The organism is Nitrospira sp. Ecomares 2.1 (assembly GCF_965152585.1).
Map to the genome: position 1 here is coordinate 4,076,742 of NZ_OZ224219.1, position 17,987 is coordinate 4,094,728.

Here is a 17,987-nt window from a genome sequence, read left to right on the forward strand (position 1 = left end):
ATTAAAACTTTTGAATTTTTTGAAATAAATCGACTTCATCAAGGGCTTTTCCCACGCCATACACCACGGAGGTCAAAGGATCCTCCACCGTAATGATGGGCAGATTGGTTTCCTCCTGAAACCGCGTGGCGATGCCCGGCAATAACGAACCCCCGCCTGTGATCACCACACCCTTATCGATAATATCTCCGGCTAACTCCGGCGGCGTATTCTCCAACGCGTTTCGTAAGGCATTCACGATGGCATGTATGGGATCTTCCAACGCTTCCCGGATTTCAGAGTCATTCACCACCACCGTCCTGGGAATACCTGAAATCATATCCCTCCCTTTGACCATCATCGTTTTGGCTTGTTCTAACGGATAGGCCGATCCGACCTCGATTTTCACTTTCTCCGCCATGTGATCACCGATCAGCAAATTATACCGACGCTTGATATAGCTCATGATGGCGTCATCCATGGAATCACCCGCCACCTTTACCGACTCGCTGCAGACAATGCCCCCAAGGGAAATGACGGCAATATCGGTCGTACCTCCTCCAATGTCGATCACCATGTTCCCTGAGGGCTCCGTGATCGGTAACCCGGCACCAATGGCTGCCGCAACCGGTTCTTCAATGAGATAGACTTCCCGAGCACCAGCTTGAGTGGCCGATTCACGAACAGCACGTTGCTCAACTTCGGTAATACGGGATGGGACACCAATAATACAGCGAGGCCGGACGAACGCCCGCCGGTTATGTGCTTTGGTAATAAAATAATGCAACATGCGCTCGGTCATGGCGAAATCGGCGATAACGCCTTCTTTGATCGGCCGGATCGCCACAATATTTCCCGGCGTCCGTCCCACCATGCGCTTGGCTTCGACGCCCACGGCCAACACCGTATTCGATTGTTTTTCGATAGCCACCACCGAGGGTTCACTCAGGACGATCCCTTTTCCACGAACATAGACCAGTGTCGTGGCCGTTCCTAAATCGATGGCTAAATCGCTCGAAAACCACCCTAGAATGTCACTCAACCCTGGCATGAGCCCCCCATGTGGAAAGACGGTTGATTCAAATAATGCCGATCAGGCTGAAGCCGGTTCGGCACTACCGGCATATATCGGAACACCATTTGTCAAAATAAAGAAATATCGAGAAAATGTTCGGGAATGTGTTTGGAACCAAGAACCCACCGGCTTCTTCCTCGAAACCAAACTCCTGATCAATTATTCAAGGAGCGGGAATTCCCACATCTCCATCTTGACGGAATACATTGCCCGAGAGGAGGGATATGAGACTTAGGGCCTGACTGAAGCCCGGAACAGGCTAGGCGATCATCCTGTCCATGTCAAGAGTACAGAGCAGCCATTTCTAAGGTCGTAATTCACAGTCGCCCGCTTCACCGTCATTTCAAACGCGCCACACACTTGCTCTGAAGGCTGGGTATGGTATAAGAAGAGGAACATTTTTTGTCCTGCTCGCATAATCCTCTGGAAAAAGAGTTACCCCAATCGTGTCCAAAAAAGTCTTTCTGATTATCATTGTCCTGGCTCTTATCGCCATTTACCTGGGATTAATTGGGAACGCACGATGGGGAGATTCCACTGCTCCTGAAATCTCCCTCGAGCAACCATTCGAGCAGGTCGGTCCAACCACACCCCTGGTTCTCCGTATTCATGATCCTGAAACCGGCCTTCGCGACATCTCCGTTCGCATCATTCACAATTTGGAAACCTTCGTTCTCGCCGACCAGTCCTTTCCTTCTGCCGGATGGCTTTCGGCGACGGGCGGACATGACCATGAATTCACGCTGGATGTCATTCCCTATGCCGACGGGGATCTGCCGCGACGACAAGGGCAGGCTCAACTCATTGTGACCGCACGGGATTATTCCTGGCGAAACTGGTTTGAAGGTAACGGACAACGGCTGGAAAAGGAATTTACCCCACAATTCACGCCGCCCCGATTGGAACTCCTATCGGCCCCCACGACCATCGTGCAAGGTGGAGCAGGAATTGTGAGGTATCGAGTAATCCCGGAAGTGTCTATTCACGGGGTAAAAATTGGAAAGGCCTTCTTCCCAGGATATCCTGCACCTGACAAGGCCGGTATGTTCGCCTTCATTGCCTTTCCCTATAATTTGCCGTCCTCGACACCGATTCAAGTGATTGCAGACGACGGATTTGGCAACTCCGCCATCATGGATGTGAATTTCAAGGTCAAACCTCAAGCCTGGCGTACCCGCTCCATAAATATTTCCGAATCCTTCATTCGAAAAACCGTCCCCTCCATCCTGGCTCAAACCCCCGAGTTACAAAGCCTGGGTGATTCGCTGAAGGATTTCCTTCTTGTCAACGACAAGTTACGCAAGATGAATAACGATACCATTACCAATTTGGCCAAGGTTAGCCGCAAGGAATTCCTCTGGAAGGGGGCGTTTCGCCAACTGTCGGGGTCCAAGGTTGAAGCCTCCTTCGCCGATCATCGCAAATACATGTATAACGGGCAGGTGGTCGATACCCAGGATCATTTAGGGTTTGACCTTGCCGTTACCCAGCATTATCCCGTCGAAGCTGCTAACCACGGAATTGTGGTGTTTGCCGGATACCTGGGAATTTATGGGAACACCATTATTTTAGATCATGGATACGGGTTGCTTTCTTTGTATGCACATCTGTCCTCAATCGAAGTCAAAACCGGTGAGGCTGTCACTCTGGGGCAACCCATTGGCAAATCAGGCACCACCGGCCTCGCCGCCGGTGACCACCTGCATTTTAGTTTGATTTTGCATGGCGAACAGGTGAATCCCACGGAATGGTGGGATCCGTTTTGGGTGAAAACTCGTATCAAGGACCAGTTAGGATTGCCTTCTCTTGTTAAACCAACTGACGAAGAACCGGAGCCGCCGACAAAACACCTTGGCCCCGAACCCCCACCAGTCCAATAATGTGATAAGACGGCTTCACCCTCCGAAATCCTGATTCCCGCATGATTTTCAAGACCCTCTGAGTCATCAAAGGATACGAACGTATGGCCAAACGAACCCGTTCAGGCACAGATTCTTCCAATAAGACCCCTTCGGTGATCATCCCGGTTCCGTTGGATGAAACCACGCGACAACGCTATCTCAATTATGCCCTCTCGGTCATTACCTCTCGGGCCCTTCCGGATATCCGGGATGGGTTGAAACCGGTGCAGCGACGCATTTTATTTTCCATGTTTCACAACCATCGCCTTGTGCCTGACCGGCCACCCATCAAGAGCGCCAAAGTTGTGGGGTCGGTCATCGGTGAATGGCATCCACATGGGGACGCGGCGGTCTATGACGCGATGGCGCGAATGGCCCAGCCCTGGTCATTGCGCAACACCCTGGTCGATGGCCATGGAAATTTTGGCAGCCAGGACGGAGACCGTCCTGCCGCCTATCGCTATACCGAAGCCCGTCTGACACCCCTCGCGCTCGAACTCCTGAACGAACTGAATAAAAACACCGTCGACTTCCAACCCAATTACGATGGCAAGGCGGAAGAGCCGCTGGTCCTCCCCGCCCGCTTTCCTAATCTGTTGGTGAATGGATCCACAGGGATTGCCGTGGGCATGGCCACCAATATCCCTCCCCATAATCTAGGAGAGGTGATCCAGGCCGCAATTGCCTTGATTGCAAACCGGGACGCCTCTATTGCCGATCTCATGAAATACCTCAAAGGCCCGGACTTCCCGACTGGTGGGGAAATCCTGAACAACAAAACAGAAATCCGGGAAATGTATGAAACCGGACAGGGGTCGATCCGGCTTCGTGGAGAATATGAGGTCAAAGCATTGGATCACGGGAAATCGGCCATTCTGATTACCTCCATTCCCTTTGCCGTCGATAAATCCACGATTGTGGAACGGATCGGCGAATTAATTATCACCAAAAAGATTCCGCAATTGGTGGATGTCCGGGATGAATCCACGACCGAAGTTCAAATTGCCCTTGAGACACAAAAAGATGCCGATCCCCATTTGGCGATGGCCTATCTCTTTAAACATACGCCACTGCAGAATAATTTTTCCGTCAATTTAACGTGCCTGGTTCCCGTACCCGGATCGACCGTGGCCCGTCCTGACTGCCTGAATCTCAAGCAGATGCTGGAACAGTTCATCGACTTTCGCTTTGTTACCGTCAAACGAAGATTCAGCTACGATTTGCAAGTCCTGGAAAAACGAATCCATATCCTGAATGGATTTAAACTCATCTTTGACGCCCTGGATCAGGTGCTCAAGATCATCCGGCAAAGTGAGGGCAAAGCCGATTCTGCGGAAAAACTCCAACAACGATTCGGATTGGAACCAATTCAAACCGACGCAATTCTGGAGACGCCCATTTATAAATTATCCCGGACCGAAATCAAGAAGATGCTGGATGAGCTGGCCGACAAGCTGCGCCAGGCCAAGGACCTCAAAGCACTGTTGGCTTCTAATAACAAATTATGGGATGTGGTGAAAAAAGAACTGGAGGAAGTCGCCACGGCATTTGGTGACAAACGTCGAACAAAAATAGGCCGGAAGCAAACAGAGGAAATTGAATTCGATCCGGACGCCTTCCGGGTCAAAGAAGATGCCGTGATCACCATTTCCACAGATGGATGGATCCGGCGAGTCGGCCTCATTAAAGATCTCTCCAAAGCTCGGGTTCGGGAAGGCGATCGAGTGATGACGATCTTAGGGGGAAGCACCCTTGAATCGGTGGTCTTCTTTTCCAATTATGGCAGCGCCTACTCTATCCGCATCGGCGATATCCCACCGGCTCGCAGTGGTTTTGGAGATCCGGCCCAAAAGCTTTTCAAATTCAAAGATGGCGAACGTATTATTGAGGGGCTGAGCTTCGATCCCCGAATGCGGACAACGGGACCGTCCTCCCTGACACCGTCAAAAGGTCGCGCACTGCCACTCTTCGACAGCAACCCAACCGGCCTGCACGGAGAAGCCATCGCCATGACCTCAAGCGGGATGGGGGTCAGATTTGAACTCGACACCTTCCAGGAGCCTTCGACCCGTCTTGGCCGAAAATTTTGTAAACTCAAGGAAGGGGAAGAAGTCGTCGGGGTCAGCCAGGTGACCGCTCCTCTGAAAAAAACCGTCGTGGCCGTCGTCTCGGCTCAAGGACGAGCCTTGCTCTGTCAGGCCGAAGAGGTCGCGCAACTAGCCGGACCCGGACGTGGAGTCATCGTTTTGAAATTAGACGGGGACGATACCGTGGTAGGATTTAGCTTATTGTCCTCAAAAGAAGAGGAACTGGTGCTTATAAAAGAAGACGGGGGAACCCTTTCCGTTTCTCTTCGCAAGTACCAGGTGGTTGGACGTGGAGGAAAAGGGCATCCCTTGTTTAGGCGGGGTCGCCTGATCGGCATGGTTCCAGCTGAATTAACCGTTCCGATCTTCCAATCAGAAGGTGCCCCTTAGCTTCCAGGTGAATTGTACAAAGACCCTGTTGACCTTTTTCATTCTCATTCACTCACGAGGATTCGTTCATGGGTAAAACATATGATGCCAGTGACATCTTGGTGCTGGAGGGTATTGAACCCGTCCGCCGCCGCCCTGCCATGTATATCGGAGGCACCGATAAAACGGGCCTGCACCATCTCGTCTGGGAAATTCTGGACAATGCCATCGATGAAGTCATCAATGGGTACGCCAGCCACATCATCGTGGAACTGGATAAATCCCGTGAGGGTCTTCGCATCACCGACAACGGTCGTGGCATTCCGGTGGACAAACATCCCAAGCACAAAAAGTCCGCGTTGGAAATTATTATGACGACCTTACATGCAGGAGGTAAGTTTGATACGGGAAGCTACATCCATTCCGGCGGCTTGCATGGAGTCGGCGCCTCGGTTGTGAATGCCCTATCCCGTCACCTGGAAGTTCAGGTCAAACGTGAGGGCAAGGAATGGGAACAGACGTATCAAGCAGGTGTGCCCCAAGGTCCCGTCAAAGCCTTGGGTAATGCCCGAGGAACCGGGACCTCGGTCTATTTTCGTCCCGATCCAAAAATCTTTGGCAAAACGATTCAATTCGACCCTGCCGTGTTGCAGGAAACGCTGGATGCCAAGGCCTATCTGCACAAAGGGCTTAAGCTCACGTTTAAAGATGGCACCACCGGAGAAACTCATCTGTTCCATCACGAACAGGGAATCCAGGAATACTTGCGAAAATTAGTGGCGGATCGCGGTCGAAAAACGACAGTCGATTTCGTCTTTTACCTGGAACGCCAATTGAAAAATGGCGCGTCAGTCGCGCAAGGAGCAGGGCAGAGTCTGAGTATGGAAGTGGCCTTGCAATGGACCGATGAACCCGCCGAATTTGTCAAAAGTTACGTCAATGGCGTGGCAACCCCCAATGGTGGCACGCATGAAATGGGATTACGTGGCGGCATCGTGAAGGCTGCACGCAACTATATCGACACCCATAATCTTACGCCCAAAGGCCTGTCCCTCCAAGCCGAAGACATTCGCGAGGGCATGGCGGCCGTCTTGAGCGTGCTTGTCCTCCATCCGCAGTTTCAGGGTCAAACGAAGGAACGGCTCAATAATCCGGAAGTGCAGGCACAAGTGGATAGTCTGATTCGACCGGCCTTTGAAACCTATCTCAACGAAAATCAAAGCATTGCCGAAACCCTCGTGGGTCGCATGTTGCTGGCGGCCAGAGCCCGTGAGGCTTCTCGTGAAGCCTCCAAAGCCGTGATGCGGAAGTCGGCCGTGAGCCATCGGCTCAATCTGCCTGGAAAACTGGCCGACTGCCAGAGCACGGATCCAACCATCAGCGAACTGTTTATCGTCGAGGGCGACTCCGCAGGCGGGACAGCCAAACAAGGTCGTGACTTAAAAAATCAAGCCATTCTTCCCATTCGGGGAAAAGTGCTGAACACGGAAGAACTCACGCTAGCCAAAGTGGTGGAAAACAAAGAGCTGGCCGATGTCGTAAAAGTCCTGGGCTGTGGGGTCGGCAAAGACTTTGATCTCAAAAAACTCCGGTACCATAAAATCATCCTGTTGATGGATGCCGATATTGACGGCTATCACATCAGCACACTGTTACTGACGTTTTTCTTCCGGCACATGCCTGATCTCATCCGGCAAGGCCATGTCTACATTGCTCAACCACCTCTTTACCGAATTGAAATCGGGAAAGAAGTCCACTGGGCCGGCACCGACGAAGAAAAGGAACGCATCGTAGGCGGGGCGCGAAGCAATGCCAATCCGACCATTAGCCGCTTTAAAGGGTTAGGAGAAATGTTTCCTCAACAGCTTAAAGTCACTACCTTACACCCCGACACGCGTCGTTTACTCAAAGTCGAACTGTTAGATGAACTGCACACCGACCGGACCTTTCAAGATTTGATGGGCAAACGCACAGAGGCCCGATACGAATTTCTCATGGCCAACGCCGGACTGGCTGACAATCTGGACGTGTAGACCCCTCCCGCCTAAATAGACCTGGTTCTAAAGCCGACCCGTCGAGGCGGGACAGGCCTTCTTGTTCCACTCCCCTCTCACGGTGCTACACTTGCCTTTATGAAGACCGACATCGCCCAACAGGAAGCCAGAACTGCTCTTGATCGCGTTAAGCACTACCATGAGCAGACCAAACATGAGTTCAACCGGTACGCCCGCTCGTTAGGACATTTGGATTGGGCGAATCAACCCAACCCCTTTCGACGATTCGAAGGCGCTTCGCTCATCGCGCTTCCTCATCTCACACTCGACGAAGATCCGCTTTCGCCAGCCTATGAGTCTCTCTTTCATCCACATTCGATACCCTCACAACCCATTACCCTCAACACCCTCTCTCGCTTCTTCGAATATGGGTTATCACTCACAGCGTGGAAAGCCTACAACGGGACCAGCTGGGCACTGCGGAGTAATCCCTCAAGCGGTAACCTCCACCCCACCGAGGGTTATCTCTTGACGGTTTCTCTGCCTCAACTTGCCCTTGACCCAGGGCTCTACCACTATGCCCCGAAGGAACATGCCCTCGAACACCGCTGGGCAATTCCATCCTCACTCGCCCGATCAATTCTACAAGGCCTGCCCTCTGAGGGATTTCTGGTAGGTCTCACATCTATTCATTGGCGGGAAGCCTGGAAATATGGAGAGCGGGCCTTTCGATACTGCCAACATGATATTGGCCATGCTATCGGCACGTTGCGAATTGCCGCGGCCACCTTAGGATGGAAACTGTTGGTACTGAGTGGCACGACGGACGAGGCTATTGCACGGCTCTTGGGTTTGACTCGAAAACAGGACTTCCACCAAGCCGAACCAGAATACCCGGAACTATTGGCGGCCGTCTGGCCAACAAACCTTGAGCCCCCTCCCACTCTGAACCTGGCCTTCAACGATCTTGCTGATACGGTGCTAACATCCGGAGAATGGAAAGGCACGGCAAACCGTTTGAGCAAAGATGAGCCGGTTTTGTGGGACATTATCGATTCGGTCACAGACGCGTCCTGGAAATCGACTCAAGACCCCGAACGCATGACCTTTCATTCCCCGACTGGCCCCATGGACGACCATGCAGCATTTGAACCCGAACCCTTGGCAGGGCAGATCATCCATCAACGACGGAGCGCCGTCTCATTTGACGGACGAACCGGGCTCTCCGCCTATCGTTTTTTCACCATGCTGCAACGGATTATGCCAAGGGGGGGCTTGCCTCTTCCGGATCGCCCCATGCCCTGGGATGCCATTCCCTGGAATCCCACGATTCACCTCTTTTTGTTCGTTCACCGCATAGACGGGCTCCCACCGGGTCTGTATTGGCTCAACCGAAGTCCGAACCACCGGGACATCTCGTCTTTTAAAAGCGCGATGCATGAGCAGTTTGTCTGGTCGACTCCTGAAGCATGCCCACCCGATCTTCCGCTCTATCTACTAGAAGAAGGCAACGCCCAAAACCTGGCCAAACAACTCAGTTGCGGACAGGACATTGCAGGTGACAGTGCGTTCGCTCTCGGAATGGTGGCAGAATTCGATGACAGCTTAGACACGTTCGGCCCGTGGTTTTACAAACGATTGTTTTGGGAAGCCGGGCTGATCGGCCAGGTGCTCTATTTGGAGGCCGAAGCGGCTGGAATCCGGTCAACGGGGATCGGCTGTTTTTTTGATGATCCGGTGCATCGGGTGCTCGGCGTGCATCCTCAAACCAAGTGGCAATCGCTCTATCATTTCACGGTTGGCGGACCACTTGACGATGGACGGTTGACCACTCTGCCGCCCTACGGCCCTCATGTCACCTAATTCCCTATGACCCCAAAGCCTCCAAACCCCTTATTACGAGATTTTTATGAACAACCAACGGTGAAGGTCGCGAAAGAATTGCTGGGGAAGGTACTTATCAAGCAGACTCCCGTCGGCATAATTCGAACAAAAATTGTGGATACGGAAGCCTATGTCGGACCCAAAGATAAAGCCTGTCACGCCTCCAAAGGTCGAACGAAACGTACAGAAATCATGTTTGGCCAGGCTGGCTTCACCTATGTGTATCTGATTTATGGAATGTACCACTGTCTCAATATCGTGACCGAACAGGAAGAATATCCTGCCGCAGTCTTAATTCGAGGACTGGAAATCCTGGAAGGAGATCATTCGCCGGATGTGCCTCGACGCATCGACGGTCCCGGCCGGATCTGTCGATTTCTAGAAATTGATCGCACCCAAAACGGATTGGATGCCACCATCGGCACCACACTTTGGATCGAAAACCATGGTCTGGCTGTTTCGCCAAAACAGATTCAGACACTGCCTCGAATTGGCGTGGACTATGCTGGAGAATGGGCAAAGAAACTGTGGCGGTTCTGTCTGCCGGCTTCTACTCCACCAAAGACGCGTCGGATCATCCAAAAGTGAATGATTGCGAATCCTTTTGTCAGATATCTTGAACAAGATAGCCGGTCTACGTTACGCTAAGGCACCAGATAGTTGTTGGCTACATTCCGTAAGCCACATGACACAACCCGCTTCTCATTTCTACGAACAATAAAGGAGGAAGACAATGGGCAATCCGCTCGATACGATCTCTGGCACCATCATTGCTGGCTTTGTATTGACCGTGGTCCTGTACGGCCTGGTCAAAATGCTGGTGTGACACCTCTCACCTCCAACAATTAATTTAATCAACCTAACGAATACGAGGACATTTTATGGAAAGTTTATTAGCGTGGGGGCATTTCCTCGCGGGCATTACCTGGATTGGAATTCTCTATTACTTTAATTTCATCCAAGTGCCATTTCTCAAAGCCGTCACACCCGAAACCAAAGCTGAAGCCTTTAAACACCTGGTGCCTAATGCGCTCTGGTGGTTTCGCTGGGGAGCCCTGTTTACCTGGATATTCGGCGCCGCCCTATTGATGAATCAGCATCGGATGGGAAGTGCCTTTATGCTGCAGGGACAGGATGCCGTGATCGGCATGGGCGCCTGGCTGGGTACCATCATGTTGCTGAATGTGTGGGGAATTATTTGGCCCAATCAGAAAAAAGTTCTTGGGCTCAAGGAAGCTACACCTGAAGAAAAAGCCAAGGCCGGGCGGATGGCCCTCTTGGCGTCACGCACCAATACCTTACTGTCCATACCTATGCTCTTTTTCATGGCCAATTCCGGCCATGCATCCGGATTATTCTGATCTCAATATTTCATATCGAATCGAAATCAGAACAAAAGCCGGGGTCTAAAGACCCCGGCTTTTTCTTTATAGCATCCTCTTCTCTCTCGTTCTTTCCCGGCTTAACAGAAGCGCCCGGAAAGATGGTAAGTACGAGGGAGCAACTGGATACAATCTGGAGAGAGTTCTTCATCTCATCCAGAATCCTCAGTTCCTCCCCTGGTCCTGCTCCCACCCCTTGAGCCGGCCTCCGCTTCTACCGCAAGGATAAGGAAAAACTAATCCTGGACGACGATATGGGTGTCGGTTTCTTCCACTCCGGGGATTGTGTGGATTTTGGCCATGATGAGGTTGGACAATGCGCGGTCATCAGGCGCATTGACCAGACCAAAGATGTCCGGCTGACCGAAACAGGCATGAGCCTGTTCCACGCCAGAAAGTGCCTTGAGGGTCTCTAACACATCCTGGACTTTTCCTGCTTTGACTTTCATGAGAATATACGCTTTGGCTGCCATACATACCTCCTTGATAAATGCGGATCAGGTTTCTGTGATCAATAGCAACGTTGATTTTGGTATACACCAGACATGATCGATATTGTTTTGCCGAATCATGGTGAAGGTACCTTTGTACCATAGATGGAAGGTAGCTTCCATTGTCTTCCGGCTCCCTCTCGCCCAGCCTACGCAACTGAAAAGAAGTTGCGGACGCCCTGGCTTCCTCAGGTAGGATGAGCAATTCTTTCTCCCTATTCCTGTTCACCTTCAAGGAAATATTATGTCGACTCGCATTGTGTCGTTAATTCCTAGCGGAACGGAAATGGTCTGCGCATTGGGCTGCCGCGCTCAGCTTGTCGGCCGGTCACACGAATGCGATTTTCCTTCTGACATTACCCAGCTGCCTATTTGTACTCAAGCCACGGTGAATTCTGAGGAAAGCAGCCAAGCTATCCATGCCCAGGTTTCGGAACGTCTTCAGACAGCCCTCTCCTTGTATGAGGTCCTGGTCGACCAGATGCAGAACTTACGACCGGATATCATCGTCACCCAGACCCAGTGTGAGGTGTGCGCAGTGAGTGCGAATGAGGTGCAGCGGGCCCTTCACGACTTAGTTGGGTCGTCACCCACATTGATTTCCTTGGGCGCACAGGACTTATCAGGGGTTTGGGACGATCTGACCAGAGTGGCGGAAGGCTTAGGACAGCAAACTGCAGGGCAGGCATTTCTGAAACAGGCCCACCAACGCATGGGCGATATTACCGACCATTCCCAACAACAACTCACTCCCCCCACCGTCGCCTGCATCGAATGGATGGAACCGCTGATGGCTGCCGGCAACTGGGTACCTGAACTGGTTCATCTGGCTGGAGGTTATTCGGTCTTTGGACAGCAGGGGAAACATGCTCCCTGGATAACCTGGGAAGCCTTGGCGGCCTCGGATCCGGATTTCCTGGTTTTGATGCCGTGTGGGTTTTCAATGGCTCGCATTCAAGAAGAAATGCCGGTCATGACATCCCATCCTTTTTGGCCACAGTTGCGAGCGGTAAAAAATCAAAAGGTGTACCTGACAGATGGGAACCAGTTTTTCAACCGTCCGGGACCACGCCTGGTTGAATCTCTCGAAATTTTAGCTGAGATCCTTCATCCCATCCATTTTCAATTTGGACACCAAGGCCAAGGATGGCGGAAGTGGGTTCCTAAAGAACGTTAACTATCTCTAAGGCACGATTCACAGAAGTACGGACCCTACCAATTTCGTCTTGGCTTTACTTATGCCAATGCAGTCGGCGGACTTCGGTTGACCCATTCGTGAGATGTTTGTTAAATAGTAATTATTCTTAACTAGGAATAAAATGGATTTTTCTTTTAATGACATCAAGCGGAAATTCCAGGGATGCGGATTAAAAACGACTCCTCAGCGAACGGCCATTTATGACGCGCTCCTCCGCAGTACTGCGCATCCGACAGCGGAAGATCTCTTTGCCCAAGTCGCTCCGCAATTTCCCATGATGTCTCTGAACACCGTCTACTACACACTTGGGGTCTTACGTACCTCCGGCTTGATCCATGAAGTCAATATTGGCCATACCCGGGCTCGATTTGATGCCAACCTGTCTCCCCATCACCATTTGATTTGTGTGGAGTGCCAAGCCATTGTCGATGTCATGGATCCCCGATTAAATCGCCTGACCTCCCCGGCCGGCATTCCCAAAGATTTTGAAATTACCAGTTATCAAGTCGCCTTCCGTGGATATTGCGGCTCCTGTCGCCGCCACCGCGGGCGCTCAATCAACCATTCATCATCGGGGTTACACCCCACAACCGTTAAAGGAGGACTCCATGGGAAAAGCTCTTAAAGGCACGAAGAGCCATGAAAACTTAAAAGCGGCGTTTGCCGGCGAATCGCAAGCGAATCGGCGCTATTTATATTTCGCCCGACGCGCGGATATTGAAGGCTATACCGATATCGGCGGTCTCTTTCGTGATACCTCGGAAGCTGAAACCGGGCATGCGTTTGGGCACTTGGACTTTTTGAAAGAAGTCGGTGATCCTGCCACCGGCGTGCCGATTGGCAACACCGAAGCCAATTTGAAAGCGTCGATTGAAGGTGAGACCTATGAATACACCCAGATGTATCCCGGTATGGCGAAAACCGCTCGGGATGAAGGCCTTGAGGAACTTGCCGAATGGTTTGAAACATTGGCTAAAGCGGAACGATCCCATGCGAACCGATTCACGAAAGGGCTGGAAACTCTGAAACAGGGCTGATAATTTCGGCATTATGACGCATGGCGGCGGCTGATGAAAAAGGCTGCCGCCCTGCAATCACTCTTACAAAGCCTTTCAAGCGACGTCACAACCTGTGCCAAAATTTGACCTCATTACGCCCGGCTGGACGCGGTCTCAGCTCGAAACCGAGACCCGACGGATCTTCGATGTCTGTGACGGATGTCGACGATGCTTTAACTTATGTCCGTCGTTCAATACGCTTATTGACCGGATTGATGAGTATGAGAGCGACTCAACAAAATTCACCCCACAGGATTTCACAAAGGTTGAACAGGAATGCTATTACTGCAAACTCTGTTTCAACCATTGTCCTTATTCTCCGCCCCATCAATATGATTTGGATTTCCCCCGGCTCATGGCTGCCTGGAAAAAGCAGCGGACGGCTGAAGGTGGCGCCACATGGCGTGACAAACTCCTGATCCAAACCGATTTAATCGGAAAGTTGGGCAGCCTGACCGCCCCGCTAACCAATTGGGCCCTTCGCACCCCTTGGCTTCGTAGTCTGGCTGAACGTACGGTGGGCGTGCACAAAAACCGTCAGGTCCTTCCGTTTCAATCCCAGACCTTCACCCAATGGTGGAACCAGCGGAAGCCGGCTCCCGCATCCCGCAGCCAGGGAAAAGTGGCCTTCTTCCCAAGCTGCCTGGTGACATATCAGGTGACTGATATCGGGAAGGCCACAGTGCAAATTTTAGAGAAAAATGGCATTGAGGTCGTGGTGCCCCCTGACCAGCAGTGCTGTGGGATGCCACGGTTTGACTTGGGTGATACCGATGGAATGGCCAAGATTGCCGAATCTCAATATCGACTCTTTGCGCCCTATCTCGATCAGGGATATGACATCGTCGTGCCAGCTCCCAGTTGTAGCCTGATGTTCAAACGGGAATACCCTTACCTCAAACCCACACCTGAAATGAAGCAATTGAGTGAGCGCACGTTTGATCTTTGTGAATATTTAATACGGCTCAAACGGGAAGGCAAGCTTTCCCTTGATTTCCAGTCCAATCCGGGGCGCGTGGCCTATCAAATTCCCTGTCATTTACGTGATCAGAATATCGGCTTCAAATCAAAAGAATTGTTGGAGCTGACCGGGGCCACGGTTCATCTGGTCGAGAAATGTTCCGGCCATGATGGAGCCTGGAGTGCCAAGACTGAATTTTTTGATCTCTCAATGAAAATCGCCAAAAAAGCTGTGCGAGAAATTCAAGAGGAGCCTTTCGACGTCGTCGCCTCCGATTGCCCTCTGTCGGCACTACAACTGGACCAGGCGCTTCAATCTGCACCAACGCAATCGACCCTGCATCCTATTCAAGTCGTTCGTAACGCCTATGGATTAACACCATGAACCTGCTCACACCACAAGACCTCCTCTCAGCCGCTCAATATGAAGAAAATCGTGCCGACATTCGGCAACGAATTATTACGCTTAAAAAACGGCGCCGTATTTCTGTAGGGGAACTCGTAACACTCGTGTTTGAGAATCGTGAAACCCTGCTATTTCAAATACAAGAAATGATTCGAATAGAGCGAATCTTTGATCCCGGAAAAATTCAGGAAGAATGTGACGTGTACAATGCTTTGCTACCAGGTCGTGATGAATTGAGCGCCACACTGTTTATCGAAATCACCGATTCCGAAAAAATTCAATCGCTGCTGGATTCTTTTCAGAATATTGACCAGTCCGATACCGTGGGCCTCAAGGTTGGGGATACCTCAGTTTTTGCAAATTTTGAGGCTGGGCATAGCAAGGAAGATAAAATCAGTGCCGTGCATTTTGTACGATTTTCCACCACCCAAACCTTTCGAGACCTCTTGGCCCAGAATGAAGTCCCTGCCTTTCTGACTATCCTCCACCCTCAATATCGCACAGAAGCCCCAGTTCCTCAGGAGTTGAGGCAGGAATGGCTAAAAGATCTTGAGTGATGCATCATTTACTCTTCATGATTCCGCAACCTCTCAGTCCTTCTATAAATTGACAAGAATAAAAGTCGTGCTTTAAGATGTAAGCTCAATGTTGAACTCCTTTCAACCGATTGAAAGGAAAGATGAAACTACAAAAAATGTGTGATTAAAAGGAGGATACAACAACTATGGTAACGATTACTGAGATTGCAGAGCAGAAAATTAAGGAACTGATTAAAGAAGAAGAAAATTCCGTCGGCTTGCGCATTTACGTCAAAGGCGGCGGCTGCAGCGGCTATCAATATGGAATGTCGTTTGAAGATAAAACCAGCGACGATGACACCATCATTGAAAAAGGCGACGTGAAGGTCATTGTGGATTCCCAGAGCGCCCCAATGCTCAGCGGCGCAGAAGTCGATTACGTGGATAGTCTGCAAGGGTCGGGATTTGCCATTAAAAATCCTCAAGCGAAGTCCACCTGTGGATGTGGAAGCTCGTTCTCGACCTAAAAAATATTCTCTCAGACCCCTAACCAATTAGGGCTGGACTTGGACTCCCATAGGCAACCAAGCTCCAGCCCTTTTCTTTTTTATAGAGGTTCCCCATGCCTAAAGCGACCCTCACCAAACGCCTAGAGTTTTGCTCCTCCCACCGCTACCACAACCCTCAATGGGACGACGCGAAAAACCGTGCCGTTTTTGGTCTCTGTAATAATGTGAATACCCATGGCCATAATTATTTATTGGAAGTCACCTTGCGTGGGGACATCGATCCTGTCACAGGAATGATCATCAATTTATATGATTTAAAAAACATTTTAAATGCGGTTCTGGAACAATTTGATCATAAAAACTTAAATCTTGATACTCCCTATTTTTCTGAACGAATTCCCACAACCGAAAATTTTGCAATTATCCTATGGCACATTTTAGAAAAGCATCCAGACCTTCCTAATCCAGATGCACTTCGTCTTTACGAAGACGAAACCCTCTACGCTGAAGTGAACGCGAGCTTCATGGATGGAGATCTCCAATCCTCCCAAAGAGATTCGGCCTTAATCGCTCGACGCTATGCATTTTCTGCAGTGCATCAACTCAGGACGAGTAATCCCCAAGGGCATGATTATGATCTGTGGATTGCCATCAAAGGCCTAATTTCCCCCGACACAGGGCAGGTTATGAATTTAGACACTGTGGATCAAATCGTCAGAACCCATGTCTTTACAAGGTTTGACCAACGAAATCTGAGCCAGGATCAGGCCTTTGCCAACATCCCCGTTACAGATTCCGCGCTTGCAAAAGTCATCTGGGAAACACTGGTGCCCCACTTCGAAGCACCATCTCTCTATCGAGTCTCCGTGAGCCAGCAACCAGGCGCTGTGGCTGTTTATTCTGTATAGCTCTGAATCTCAAAACCCTTCAACACATTCAAAGACCTGTCGCTGGGGAAAATCGGTATATTCTGCTGGTCAAAATGAAACCTCTGCCAGCCAGGTGTGGAATATGGATCAATATAGATCCACCAAAACAGAATCTAGGTTTGAATAGAGAAAGATTGTCGAATCAAGCTGGCAAGTTCGGCGGGTTCTAGTTTGCCCTCTTTAGTGAGCACAAGCATTCCATTGGAAAAGAAATGGGTGGTGGGATACGTTTCAAATTGATGCCGCTTTTTAATGGCGCGGCATCGTCCCGGAACATGCATTTTGGCTTTTCCAAATCGCACATTCGTAAACTGTTGGGCGATTTCAGCCAGAACAGGATCATACGCCTTACAAGGTTCACAAGTCGCAATGCCATAAGCCACAATCGCAGCCGAAGCCTCGGTAAACCCTTCGTAATTGTCGTCGCTTACATCTTCAACAATACCGGACATCACAGCCTCGCGATCAAAGATTTCAGACCGAAGGAGTAGGTTCAAGAACCAACTCCTTCGGTTTGAACATCCTCAGGATTAATTTAACTTTTTCAACGCTTCCAAAATTTCTTTGTCGTCACGAGCGGTTTTGATATCCTGAACCTTCGCATAGGCCACTTTTCCATTTTTATCCACAATCACCGTAGCCCGCTTTGAGCAATTCAACGGCTCAAAATATAATCCATACGCCTTAGACACCGTCCGATGCATATCGGCGAGTAATTGATGCTTGAGATCTAAGGAATCAGCCCAGGCTTTGTGGGAAAAAAAGCTATCACAGCTTACACCAAAAATTTCGGCATTGACCGATCCGAAGTTTGGAAAATCATCGGTTAAACATTTGTTTTCTCCTGTACAGACAGGGCTCCAATCCAGAGGATAAAATGCCAGAACCACGTTCTTCTTTCCACGATAGTCGCTGAGTTTAATATCCTTTTGATCTTGGTCTTTTAATGTAAAATCCGGGGCCACGTCTCCCACTTTAACTTCTGCTGCAACATCTGTAGACATAATTTTTCTCCTTCGTTGTAATAGAAATGCCGAAAATTCACTTGACCTTTTGTGGTACCATGGGGTGAAAAAGTTTGTCAATCTGGCAGAAGACCTACAGGATTGTCCATTTAGTCCCAAACCTACATTCCACTCCAAGCCAGTTTGTCGAATAAGAGGGCAGTGAGCATTGAATTCTGCTATCTTCCTTCCGCCCTATTTTTCACAATTCCAATTCCAACATCGTTTGTATACGCCATGGCC

Annotated in this window: 17 protein-coding genes; 13 read left to right on the forward strand and 4 right to left on the reverse strand. The window is 50.4% G+C overall.

The features are described from left to right. Position 1: 1 nt before the first annotated feature. The gene (mreB, locus tag ACWHYD_RS18035; protein WP_342347518.1) at positions 2 to 1,030 is read right to left on the reverse strand and encodes a rod shape-determining protein; all 1,029 of its coding nucleotides are present in this window, start codon (positions 1,028 to 1,030) and stop codon (positions 2 to 4) included. A 470-nt stretch (positions 1,031 to 1,500) separates the two neighbouring features. On the opposite strand from mreB, the gene ACWHYD_RS18040 reads away from it, so the two are divergent. The 6 genes from ACWHYD_RS18040 to ACWHYD_RS18065 all read left to right on the forward strand — a co-directional run bounded on the left by ACWHYD_RS18040 (position 1,501) and on the right by ACWHYD_RS18065 (position 10,650). Beyond that, the gene (locus ACWHYD_RS18040) at positions 1,501 to 2,934 is read left to right on the forward strand and encodes a M23 family metallopeptidase (RefSeq protein ID WP_447963402.1); all 1,434 of its coding nucleotides are present in this window, start codon (positions 1,501 to 1,503) and stop codon (positions 2,932 to 2,934) included. Positions 2,935 to 3,017: 83 nt separating this feature from the next. Beyond that, a complete protein-coding gene (locus tag ACWHYD_RS18045; protein WP_447963403.1) occupies positions 3,018 to 5,432 on the forward strand; it encodes a DNA gyrase/topoisomerase IV subunit A in 2,415 nt (804 codons plus the stop codon). Positions 5,433 to 5,500: 68 nt separating this feature from the next. Next, entirely contained in the window at positions 5,501 to 7,444 is a 1,944-nt protein-coding gene (locus ACWHYD_RS18050; RefSeq protein WP_447963404.1) for a DNA gyrase/topoisomerase IV subunit B, read from the forward strand. A gap of 99 nt (positions 7,445 to 7,543) precedes the next feature. After that, entirely contained in the window at positions 7,544 to 9,268 is a 1,725-nt protein-coding gene (locus ACWHYD_RS18055) for a SagB/ThcOx family dehydrogenase (RefSeq protein ID WP_447963405.1), read from the forward strand. Positions 9,269 to 9,274: 6 nt separating this feature from the next. Continuing rightward, positions 9,275 to 9,877, forward strand: a complete 603-nt coding sequence (locus tag ACWHYD_RS18060; protein WP_447963406.1) for a DNA-3-methyladenine glycosylase — start codon at positions 9,275 to 9,277, stop codon at positions 9,875 to 9,877. Positions 9,878 to 10,170: 293 nt separating this feature from the next. Next, the gene (locus ACWHYD_RS18065) at positions 10,171 to 10,650 is read left to right on the forward strand and encodes a urate hydroxylase PuuD (RefSeq protein ID WP_342347512.1); all 480 of its coding nucleotides are present in this window, start codon (positions 10,171 to 10,173) and stop codon (positions 10,648 to 10,650) included. A 257-nt stretch (positions 10,651 to 10,907) separates the two neighbouring features. Here ACWHYD_RS18065 and ACWHYD_RS18070 read toward each other — a convergent pair whose 3' ends face one another. After that, positions 10,908 to 11,144, reverse strand: a complete 237-nt coding sequence (locus tag ACWHYD_RS18070) for an Lrp/AsnC family transcriptional regulator (protein ID WP_312644591.1) — start codon at positions 11,142 to 11,144, stop codon at positions 10,908 to 10,910. A 262-nt stretch (positions 11,145 to 11,406) separates the two neighbouring features. Between ACWHYD_RS18070 and ACWHYD_RS18075 the strand changes: the two genes are divergently transcribed. From ACWHYD_RS18075 to ACWHYD_RS18105, 7 genes are all read left to right on the forward strand, one after another. Next, positions 11,407 to 12,339: a cobalamin-binding protein gene (locus ACWHYD_RS18075; RefSeq protein WP_447963407.1), complete on the forward strand. Its 933-nt coding sequence runs from the start codon at positions 11,407 to 11,409 to the stop codon at positions 12,337 to 12,339. Between the two features lie 142 nt (positions 12,340 to 12,481). Next, positions 12,482 to 12,985: a Fur family transcriptional regulator gene (locus ACWHYD_RS18080; protein ID WP_447963408.1), complete on the forward strand. Its 504-nt coding sequence runs from the start codon at positions 12,482 to 12,484 to the stop codon at positions 12,983 to 12,985. Beyond that, the gene (locus ACWHYD_RS18085; protein ID WP_312741854.1) at positions 12,969 to 13,397 is read left to right on the forward strand and encodes a rubrerythrin family protein; all 429 of its coding nucleotides are present in this window, start codon (positions 12,969 to 12,971) and stop codon (positions 13,395 to 13,397) included. The genes ACWHYD_RS18080 and ACWHYD_RS18085 overlap by 17 nt, the downstream gene beginning before the upstream one ends. Positions 13,398 to 13,491: 94 nt before the next feature. After that, a complete protein-coding gene (locus ACWHYD_RS18090) occupies positions 13,492 to 14,763 on the forward strand; it encodes a heterodisulfide reductase-related iron-sulfur binding cluster (RefSeq protein ID WP_447963409.1) in 1,272 nt (423 codons plus the stop codon). Beyond that, the gene (locus ACWHYD_RS18095) at positions 14,760 to 15,341 is read left to right on the forward strand and encodes a DUF3501 family protein (protein WP_447963410.1); all 582 of its coding nucleotides are present in this window, start codon (positions 14,760 to 14,762) and stop codon (positions 15,339 to 15,341) included. Before ACWHYD_RS18090 ends, ACWHYD_RS18095 begins: the two co-directional genes overlap by 4 nt. A gap of 167 nt (positions 15,342 to 15,508) precedes the next feature. After that, entirely contained in the window at positions 15,509 to 15,829 is a 321-nt protein-coding gene (erpA, locus tag ACWHYD_RS18100; RefSeq protein ID WP_447963411.1) for an iron-sulfur cluster insertion protein ErpA, read from the forward strand. Between the two features lie 95 nt (positions 15,830 to 15,924). Beyond that, the gene (locus ACWHYD_RS18105) at positions 15,925 to 16,719 is read left to right on the forward strand and encodes a 6-carboxytetrahydropterin synthase (RefSeq protein ID WP_447963412.1); all 795 of its coding nucleotides are present in this window, start codon (positions 15,925 to 15,927) and stop codon (positions 16,717 to 16,719) included. Between the two features lie 134 nt (positions 16,720 to 16,853). Here the strand turns inward: ACWHYD_RS18105 and ACWHYD_RS18110 are convergent, their stop codons facing one another. Continuing rightward, complete coding sequence (locus ACWHYD_RS18110) at positions 16,854 to 17,237, reverse strand: thioredoxin family protein (protein WP_447963413.1); 384 nt, start codon at positions 17,235 to 17,237, stop codon at positions 16,854 to 16,856. A gap of 33 nt (positions 17,238 to 17,270) precedes the next feature. Beyond that, positions 17,271 to 17,744: a peroxiredoxin gene (locus ACWHYD_RS18115; RefSeq protein ID WP_447963414.1), complete on the reverse strand. Its 474-nt coding sequence runs from the start codon at positions 17,742 to 17,744 to the stop codon at positions 17,271 to 17,273. Positions 17,745 to 17,987 lie beyond the last annotated feature (243 nt).

Excerpts from the sequence above, each read along its gene's own strand:
- mreB (WP_342347518.1), bottom strand. The coding sequence starts at position 1,030 with ATGCCAGGGTTGAGTGACATTCTAGGGTGGTTTTCGAGCGATTTAGCC.
- ACWHYD_RS18045 (WP_447963403.1), top strand. The coding sequence starts at position 3,018 with ATGGCCAAACGAACCCGTTCAGGCACAGATTCTTCCAATAAGACCCCT.
- ACWHYD_RS18050 (WP_447963404.1), top strand. The coding sequence starts at position 5,501 with ATGGGTAAAACATATGATGCCAGTGACATCTTGGTGCTGGAGGGTATT.
- ACWHYD_RS18055 (WP_447963405.1), top strand. The coding sequence starts at position 7,544 with ATGAAGACCGACATCGCCCAACAGGAAGCCAGAACTGCTCTTGATCGC.
- ACWHYD_RS18060 (WP_447963406.1), top strand. The coding sequence starts at position 9,275 with ATGACCCCAAAGCCTCCAAACCCCTTATTACGAGATTTTTATGAACAA.
- ACWHYD_RS18065 (WP_342347512.1), top strand. The coding sequence starts at position 10,171 with ATGGAAAGTTTATTAGCGTGGGGGCATTTCCTCGCGGGCATTACCTGG.
- ACWHYD_RS18070 (WP_312644591.1), bottom strand. The coding sequence starts at position 11,144 with ATGGCAGCCAAAGCGTATATTCTCATGAAAGTCAAAGCAGGAAAAGTC.
- ACWHYD_RS18075 (WP_447963407.1), top strand. The coding sequence starts at position 11,407 with ATGTCGACTCGCATTGTGTCGTTAATTCCTAGCGGAACGGAAATGGTC.
- ACWHYD_RS18080 (WP_447963408.1), top strand. The coding sequence starts at position 12,482 with ATGGATTTTTCTTTTAATGACATCAAGCGGAAATTCCAGGGATGCGGA.
- ACWHYD_RS18085 (WP_312741854.1), top strand. The coding sequence starts at position 12,969 with ATGGGAAAAGCTCTTAAAGGCACGAAGAGCCATGAAAACTTAAAAGCG.
- ACWHYD_RS18095 (WP_447963410.1), top strand. The coding sequence starts at position 14,760 with ATGAACCTGCTCACACCACAAGACCTCCTCTCAGCCGCTCAATATGAA.
- erpA (WP_447963411.1), top strand. The coding sequence starts at position 15,509 with ATGGTAACGATTACTGAGATTGCAGAGCAGAAAATTAAGGAACTGATT.
- ACWHYD_RS18105 (WP_447963412.1), top strand. The coding sequence starts at position 15,925 with ATGCCTAAAGCGACCCTCACCAAACGCCTAGAGTTTTGCTCCTCCCAC.
- ACWHYD_RS18115 (WP_447963414.1), bottom strand. The coding sequence starts at position 17,744 with ATGTCTACAGATGTTGCAGCAGAAGTTAAAGTGGGAGACGTGGCCCCG.